Annotated in this window: 7 protein-coding genes; 4 read left to right on the plus strand and 3 right to left on the minus strand. The window is 45.8% G+C overall.

Translation table 11 applies throughout. From position 1 onward, the window contains the following. The first annotated feature begins 63 nt into the window (after window positions 1-63). The 3 genes from ccpA to motS all read left to right on the plus strand — a co-directional run bounded on the left by ccpA (window position 64) and on the right by motS (window position 2,667). Window positions 64-1,068: a catabolite control protein A gene (gene ccpA, locus RAC86_RS32530; RefSeq protein ID WP_003229285.1), complete on the plus strand. Its 1,005-nt coding sequence runs from the start codon at window positions 64-66 to the stop codon at window positions 1,066-1,068. A gap of 62 nt (window positions 1,069-1,130) precedes the next feature. Beyond that, window positions 1,131-1,949: a flagellar motor protein MotP gene (gene motP, locus RAC86_RS32535; protein WP_015251446.1), complete on the plus strand. Its 819-nt coding sequence runs from the start codon at window positions 1,131-1,133 to the stop codon at window positions 1,947-1,949. Then, a complete protein-coding gene (gene motS / locus RAC86_RS32540; RefSeq protein WP_377886489.1) occupies window positions 1,939-2,667 on the plus strand; it encodes a flagellar motor protein MotS in 729 nt (242 codons plus the stop codon). The genes motP and motS overlap by 11 nt, the downstream gene beginning before the upstream one ends. Window positions 2,668-2,677: 10 nt before the next feature. Here the strand turns inward: motS and RAC86_RS32545 are convergent, their stop codons facing one another. From RAC86_RS32545 to acuA, 3 genes are read right to left on the minus strand one after another with little or no spacing between them, the layout of a single operon-like run. Next, window positions 2,678-3,841, minus strand: a complete 1,164-nt coding sequence (locus tag RAC86_RS32545; RefSeq protein ID WP_017695490.1) for an acetoin utilization protein AcuC — start codon at window positions 3,839-3,841, stop codon at window positions 2,678-2,680. Next, on the minus strand, window positions 3,838-4,482 hold the full coding sequence (locus tag RAC86_RS32550; RefSeq protein ID WP_003229294.1) for an acetoin utilization AcuB family protein: 645 nt from the start codon (window positions 4,480-4,482) through the stop codon (window positions 3,838-3,840). The genes RAC86_RS32545 and RAC86_RS32550 overlap by 4 nt, the downstream gene beginning before the upstream one ends. 26 nt (window positions 4,483-4,508) lie before the next feature. Then, on the minus strand, window positions 4,509-5,141 hold the full coding sequence (acuA, locus tag RAC86_RS32555) for an acetoin utilization protein acetyltransferase AcuA (protein WP_003229296.1): 633 nt from the start codon (window positions 5,139-5,141) through the stop codon (window positions 4,509-4,511). A gap of 160 nt (window positions 5,142-5,301) precedes the next feature. On the opposite strand from acuA, the gene acsA reads away from it, so the two are divergent. After that, a complete protein-coding gene (gene acsA, locus RAC86_RS32560) occupies window positions 5,302-7,020 on the plus strand; it encodes an acetate--CoA ligase (RefSeq protein ID WP_377886490.1) in 1,719 nt (572 codons plus the stop codon). Window positions 7,021-7,140 lie beyond the last annotated feature (120 nt).

Genomic DNA, 7,140 nt, shown 5'->3' on the forward strand with positions numbered 1-7,140 from the left:
CTACATAAAGTGTTTATGCTATAGATAAGGATAAGTGTATCCAGTAAAAGGAGTGGTTTTAGGATGAGCAATATTACGATCTACGATGTAGCGAGAGAAGCTAATGTAAGCATGGCAACCGTTTCCCGTGTCGTGAACGGCAACCCGAATGTAAAACCGACAACGAGAAAAAAAGTCTTGGAAGCCATTGAACGTCTCGGTTACCGTCCAAACGCGGTGGCAAGAGGGCTGGCAAGTAAAAAAACAACAACTGTAGGTGTCATCATTCCCGATATCTCAAGCATTTTCTATTCAGAGCTTGCGCGCGGAATTGAAGATATCGCGACAATGTATAAATACAATATTATTTTGAGCAACTCTGACCAAAACATGGAGAAAGAGCTGCACTTGTTAAACACAATGCTCGGCAAACAAGTGGACGGCATCGTGTTTATGGGCGGAAACATTACGGACGAGCATGTGGCGGAATTTAAGCGTTCTCCAGTGCCGATTGTACTTGCCGCTTCTGTAGAAGAGCAGGAGGAAACACCGTCAGTCGCTATCGATTACGAACAGGCGATTTATGATGCCGTGAAGCTTTTGGTTGATAAAGGACATACAGACATCGCGTTCGTTTCCGGACCAATGGCAGAACCGATCAACCGTTCGAAAAAACTCCAAGGCTACAAACGTGCGCTTGAAGAAGCGAACCTTCCGTTTAATGAACAATTTGTAGCTGAAGGGGATTACACATATGATTCCGGACTCGAAGCACTGCAGCATCTGATGAGCCTGGATAAAAAACCGACAGCCATTCTTTCTGCAACTGATGAAATGGCACTCGGCATTATCCATGCCGCTCAGGATCAGGGCTTATCCATTCCGGAGGATCTCGACATTATCGGTTTTGATAATACAAGATTAAGCCTCATGGTTCGTCCTCAGCTTTCAACAGTTGTTCAGCCGACATATGATATCGGCGCGGTTGCGATGAGACTGCTGACGAAGCTCATGAATAAAGAGCCGGTTGAAGAGCATATCGTCGAACTGCCGCACCGTATAGAGCTTAGAAAGTCAACCAAGTCATAAGAAAAACAAAGAGCAAGCTTCACCTTTATGGTGAATTCTTGCTTTTTTCATGGGGAGAAATGATGAAACGTTTTGATTATCTTACACCTGTTGGATTTGTGTTAGGAACGATTATTATTGTTATCGGGATTATTTCGGGATCGGGAGTAAGCGGTTTCCGCTCTTTTCTTGATCTAACCTCTTTCTTCATCGTAACAGGGGGACTTTGCGCCGCTGTTTTTATCAGTTTTCCGCCAAGAGAGCTGAAAAAAGTGCCCTCTGTGTTAAAGCAGGCATTCATCCGCCAGGAAGACAATGTGAAAGATCTGGTGAAAACCTTTGTTTCCCTTTCCGATCACGCGCGAAAACACGGGCTTTTATCATTGGACGATCAGGCTCGGGAAATCAAAGATCCATTCTTGAAAAAAGGGCTGCTTTTAGCGATTGACGGCTGGGATGAAGAAACGATTCGGCTCGTCATGGATTCAGAAATCGCAGCAATGGAGGAACGGCACCGAAAAGGGCGGCGAGTTTTTGAAAAAGCGGGAGAATTCGCTCCGGCATGGGGAATGATCGGAACACTCGTTGGGCTTGTGCTGATGCTCAAAAACTTAAATGACCCGCATATGCTCGGACCAAACATGGCCATTGCGCTTCTGACGACTTTATATGGTTCATTACTGGCAAATATGGTCTTCAACCCGATTGCGGCTAAGCTTGAAGAGAAAACAGAAAGTGAAATTTTTATCAAGCAGGTAATGGTGGAAGGGATTATCGGTGTTCAATCCGGAAAAAACCCGCGCAACCTTGAAAGCCAGCTGGTCGTTTTCAGCTCACGGGAAGAATGGCAGAAGCAGCCAAAACAAGTAAAAACAAAAAAGGGATCTGTACATGAAGCTTAGAAGAGAACGTTTTGAAAGAAGGAATGGAAGCGGAAAAAACAGTCAATCTTCATCCAGCTGGATGGTAACCTTTACAGATCTGATCACCTTGATCCTTGTGTTCTTTATTTTACTCTTTTCGATGTCCCAAATCGATCTGCAAAAATTCAAAGCAGCAGTGGACTCGATCCAGAAGGAAGGCAACGGGCTTCAGCCGGACCAAACATCCATAGAAAAAAAGAATACATCCCCGTCTGATACGAAGAAGCAAGAGGATCAGCAGGATCAGCTTCTCAAGAAAGTAAATACATATATAAAAGACAATCATTTGAAGGCCCAAATGACAGCCAAACGGGATGAACGCGGTGTCGTGCTCGTTCTTCAGGAGGCTGTGCTGTTTGATACAGGTGAGGCAAAGGTGCTGAAAAATGCCGAAACACTTCTTCACCAAATTGCCGTTCTTCTTCAAACAATTCCAAATTACATTCAGGTGGAGGGGCATACAGACAGCCGAAACATTTCGACATACCGATACCCGTCGAACTGGGAGCTATCAGCAGCACGGGCAAGTGGAGTGATTCAATACTTCACGTCTAAAGAGAAGCTTCCCTCCAAGCGCTTTATTGCTGTCGGTTATGCGGATACAAAGCCGGTGAAGGATAACAAGACAAATGAACACATGAAGGAAAATCGGCGTGTGGAAATAGTGATCAAAAAATCAAAAACGACCTCTTCGTAAAGGTCGTTTTTTACTTTGTTCTTTGCTGTTCAGAGCGTATCGCATATAATGCTTTGCTGACAGTTTGGGCATTTTTTTCTGTGATTTCAGGCTTGCGGGGAATCGGAGGATATAAATCAGCCGGATCGCTCCAGCTCGACGGAAGGGCCACGGGGCATTGTTTTTGCCATTTAGCAATCCATTCCGGCGGTATCTCGTATCCCGGGTCAATTCCCTTCATTTCAAGCCATATTCTGGCCCAGGCGCGGGGAACGACACGCCAAATATCATATCCGCCGCCTCCGACTGCAATCCATTTCCCTCCGCAATATTGATGAGCCAAAGTGTGTGCAAGACGGGGGATTTCTTCGTATATATTGATTGTTGCTGATAAATGCGTCAGCGGGTCGTAGTAATGGGCATCGGCGCCGTTTTGGCTGATAATGACATCAGGCTCGAAATACGCGGCGACTTCTGAAGCTGCTGTCCGGTAAGCCTCAAGAAAAGAATCATCCTCTGTAAAAGCGTCAAGCGGAATATTAAAGGAATAGCCATATCCTTTTCCGCTGCCTTTTTCTTGGATCTGACCGGTTCCAGGAAATAAATACCTTCCTGTTTCATGAATGGACAGCGTGCATACGTCAGGATTATCGTAAAATGTAAATTGCACACCGTCCCCGTGGTGGGCGTCCGTATCAATATAAAGCACTCTGGCGCTATATTTTTTCTGGATATATTGAATCGCCACAGCGCTGTCGTTGTATATGCAGAATCCTGATGCTCTCCCCCGAAAGCCGTGATGAAGCCCTCCACCAAGGTTTGCCGCATGCAGGGCTTGTCCTGACATGACCCAGTCTGCGGCCGTTAAAGTGCCGCCGACCAAGAGTGATGCCGCTTCGTGCATGCCGGCAAAGACGGGTGTGTCTTCAGTGCCGAGCCCGTAGCTTTCTCCTTCTTCAGCGGGAAGCTTTCCGGCGCCCGCAAGCTTTACGGCCTGAATGTAATCGTCCGTGTGGACAAGGGAAAGCTCCTCTTCTGAAGCGAGTCTGGGGGTGACAATGTCTCCATCATCAAAGGCATTGATCGTCTTAAGCAAATCATATGTTAACAGAACCCGCTGCTGATTAAAGGGATGCTCCTGATGAAACATATAGGTTTGGTAGGATGGAGAATAGATAAATACACTGTCTCTCATAGCAGATCCCTTTGCTCTGACGGCCATACGACGTGGTGTCCATTTCTTTGTAATGCCTGCAAAAACGGCAGCGGATTCATCGTTTTTACACGGAAGACAAGCACTTTTACACCGGGATCGTCATGCGGATAAACAAGCACGCTTAATATTTTCACTTGAAGGTCTTGGCAAAGACTGCTGATCTCAGCGAGGCTTTTGGTGATGTCGTTTACTTTTATCTCAATTTGCGAGCCCGGCTGGTCAGCGCCTGTCAATTTGACAAACGTCCGCAGCAAATCGGTTTTTGTTAAAATGCCTATTAATTTTTGATGGTGTACCACTGGAAGGCAGCCGATGCCATGCTCGTAGAACACGGCTGATATTTCTTCGACAAAATCTAACGGATGGGCGCAGACAACATCCTTTTTCATAATTGAATCTACGCTTCGTGTGAGAAATAGGCTTCGTTTGTTTTCTTCAAAAATACTCGGGCTGGCCTGTTTCATGTCCCTGTCTGTAATCATGCCGATCACGTGTCGTTCTTCATCTACAACAGGCAGATGCCTGATATGGAATTCCTTCAGTTTGCATATTGCTGTTTCAAGCGTATCCGTCTTCGTTAATGTAATGACATCTCTTTTCATGATTTGCTCAACAATCATTATTTTTTCCCCTTTGTCAGTGTCAGTTAATACATATAACGATGATAAAAACGGAGCCTGTCAAATTGCTCAATTGATTCTTGGCTGACGTTTTTTCCAATGCGGGCCATCAGACAGTTTGCAGGGTGGGAGCTGATCTCCGGCTCATCCGTTGCAAACCAGACCAATCCGCCTGCATTCATCATCTTTTCCATGATCTTTCTGTATTCCCACACATCTTTTTTCATCCCTTTTAAATCCCAATGCCAGTAATATTCTGTCGTCATCACAATGTAGTTTTCCATTTGTTCATCCATCATGCTGACGGTCAGGAGCGTCTTTCCGACAGCGCATCCCCGATAGTCCGGCGCTACTTCGATGGCTCCGAGCTCAATCAAATCCTCCATATTTCCTTCAGACCATCTTTCGAGCGGGTCAGGATATAAATACGTGACATAGCCGACAATGGTTCGGCCGTCTCTGGCAATAATAATGCGCCCTTCGGGAAGGCCTGCAATGTCGACTAGCGCTTCATGCTGCTCGCGAGGCGGGCGAAATGCGGTTAAATCTTTATGAAACTCATAACCTGCCAAATCCTCTGGAGAGACAGGCCCTTCTATCAGTAAAGAGCCGGTTGCTGTTTTGATGTTTGCTGAATGGTATGTTTTATGATGTTCCACTAATTCACCGTCCCATCAATTCTTATCAAAAATACATGCCTTCTTTAAGAATACCAAATTATAAAGCGTTTTCAACATGGTTTATATTTTAAAAATTGAGAAGAATATGAATATATACTATAATAATTGTGACAACTTCAGCAAAGGGGGATGTTTGGGCATGAATTTGAAAGCGTTACCAGCAATAGAGGGGGATCATAACTTAAAAAACTATGAAGAAACGTACCGGCATTTTGATTGGGCCGAGGCGGAGAAACATTTCTCTTGGCATGAGACAGGGAAACTGAATGCGGCGTATGAAGCGATTGACCGCCATGCCGAATCGTTTCGAAAAAACAAAGTAGCGCTTTATTATAAAGACGCAAAACGGGATGAAAAATACACATTTAAAGAAATGAAGGAAGAATCAAACAGAGCCGGGAATGTGCTGAGACGGTATGGAAATGTGGAAAAAGGGGACCGCGTTTTTATTTTTATGCCGAGATCACCCGAGCTTTATTTTATTATGCTTGGCGCAATCAAAATTGGCGCCATCGCCGGACCGCTGTTCGAAGCATTTATGGAGGGAGCGGTGAAAGACCGGCTTGAAAACAGTGAGGCAAAGGTTGTTGTCACAACACCTGAGCTGCTGGAGAGAATACCGGTAGACAAACTGCCTAACTTGCAGCATGTCTTCGTAGTCGGGGGAGAGGCTGAGAGCGGCACGAATATCATCAATTATGATGAAGCAGCGAAACAGGAAAGCACAAGACTGGATATCGAATGGATGGATAAAAAAGACGGCTTTCTGCTTCACTATACATCAGGTTCCACTGGTACGCCAAAGGGCGTGCTGCATGTCCATGAAGCGATGATTCAGCAATATCAAACAGGAAAGTGGGTCCTTGATTTAAAGGAAGAAGACATTTATTGGTGCACGGCTGATCCAGGCTGGGTGACAGGTACGGTATACGGCATTTTTGCACCGTGGCTGAACGGAGCGACAAATGTCATCGTCGGCGGACGTTTCAGCCCGGAAAGCTGGTATGGTACGATTGAACAGCTTGGCGTCAATGTCTGGTACAGCGCGCCGACCGCTTTTCGGATGCTGATGGGAGCGGGAGATGAAATGGCTGCGAAATATGATCTAACTTCACTACGGCATGTGCTCAGTGTCGGTGAGCCGCTAAATCCGGAAGTCATCAGATGGGGACATAAAGTTTTTAACAAACGAATTCATGATACATGGTGGATGACAGAAACGGGCAGTCAGCTTATCTGCAACTATCCTTGCATGGATATTAAACCGGGTTCAATGGGTAAGCCGATTCCAGGAGTGGAGGCAGCGATCGTTGACAATCAAGGCAACGAGCTTCCGCCGTACCGAATGGGCAATCTCGCCATCAAAAAGGGCTGGCCTTCCATGATGCATACCATTTGGAATAACCCTGAAAAGTATGAATCGTATTTCATGCCGGGCGGCTGGTATGTGTCTGGGGATTCTGCTTACATGGATGAAGAGGGATACTTTTGGTTCCAAGGCAGAGTTGATGACGTCATCATGACCTCCGGTGAGCGCGTCGGCCCATTTGAAGTGGAAAGCAAGCTTGTCGAACATCCGGCTATTGCAGAAGCAGGCGTAATCGGAAAGCCTGACCCGGTGCGTGGAGAAATCATTAAAGCCTTTATTGCACTCAGGGAAGGATTTGAGCCGTCTGATAAACTGAAAGAAGAGATCCGCCTATTTGTAAAGCAGGGTCTTGCAGCCCATGCGGCTCCGCGTGAGATCGAATTTAAAGATAAGCTTCCGAAAACCCGAAGCGGAAAGATCATGAGGCGCGTGCTGAAGGCATGGGAGCTTAATCTGCCGGCTGGAGATCTGTCAACAATGGAGGATTAAAAGGCGGCGTTGACACAGGATTTTATTTATGTTAAAAATGATATAGCTTCATATGAAAAGGTAAAGATTGAGACAAGTAGAATATCCTTACGTTCCAGAGAGCTGATGGCCGGTGAAAAT

This window comes from Bacillus sp. LR_5 (assembly GCF_042709275.1).

Excerpts from the sequence above, each read along its gene's own strand:
- ccpA (WP_003229285.1), top strand. The coding sequence starts at position 64 with ATGAGCAATATTACGATCTACGATGTAGCGAGAGAAGCTAATGTAAGC.
- RAC86_RS32545 (WP_017695490.1), bottom strand. The coding sequence starts at position 3,841 with ATGAGAGACAGTGTATTTATCTATTCTCCATCCTACCAAACCTATATG.
- acsA (WP_377886490.1), top strand. The coding sequence starts at position 5,302 with ATGAATTTGAAAGCGTTACCAGCAATAGAGGGGGATCATAACTTAAAA.
- RAC86_RS32550 (WP_003229294.1), bottom strand. The coding sequence starts at position 4,482 with ATGATTGTTGAGCAAATCATGAAAAGAGATGTCATTACATTAACGAAG.
- motP (WP_015251446.1), top strand. The coding sequence starts at position 1,131 with ATGAAACGTTTTGATTATCTTACACCTGTTGGATTTGTGTTAGGAACG.
- motS (WP_377886489.1), top strand. The coding sequence starts at position 1,939 with ATGAAGCTTAGAAGAGAACGTTTTGAAAGAAGGAATGGAAGCGGAAAA.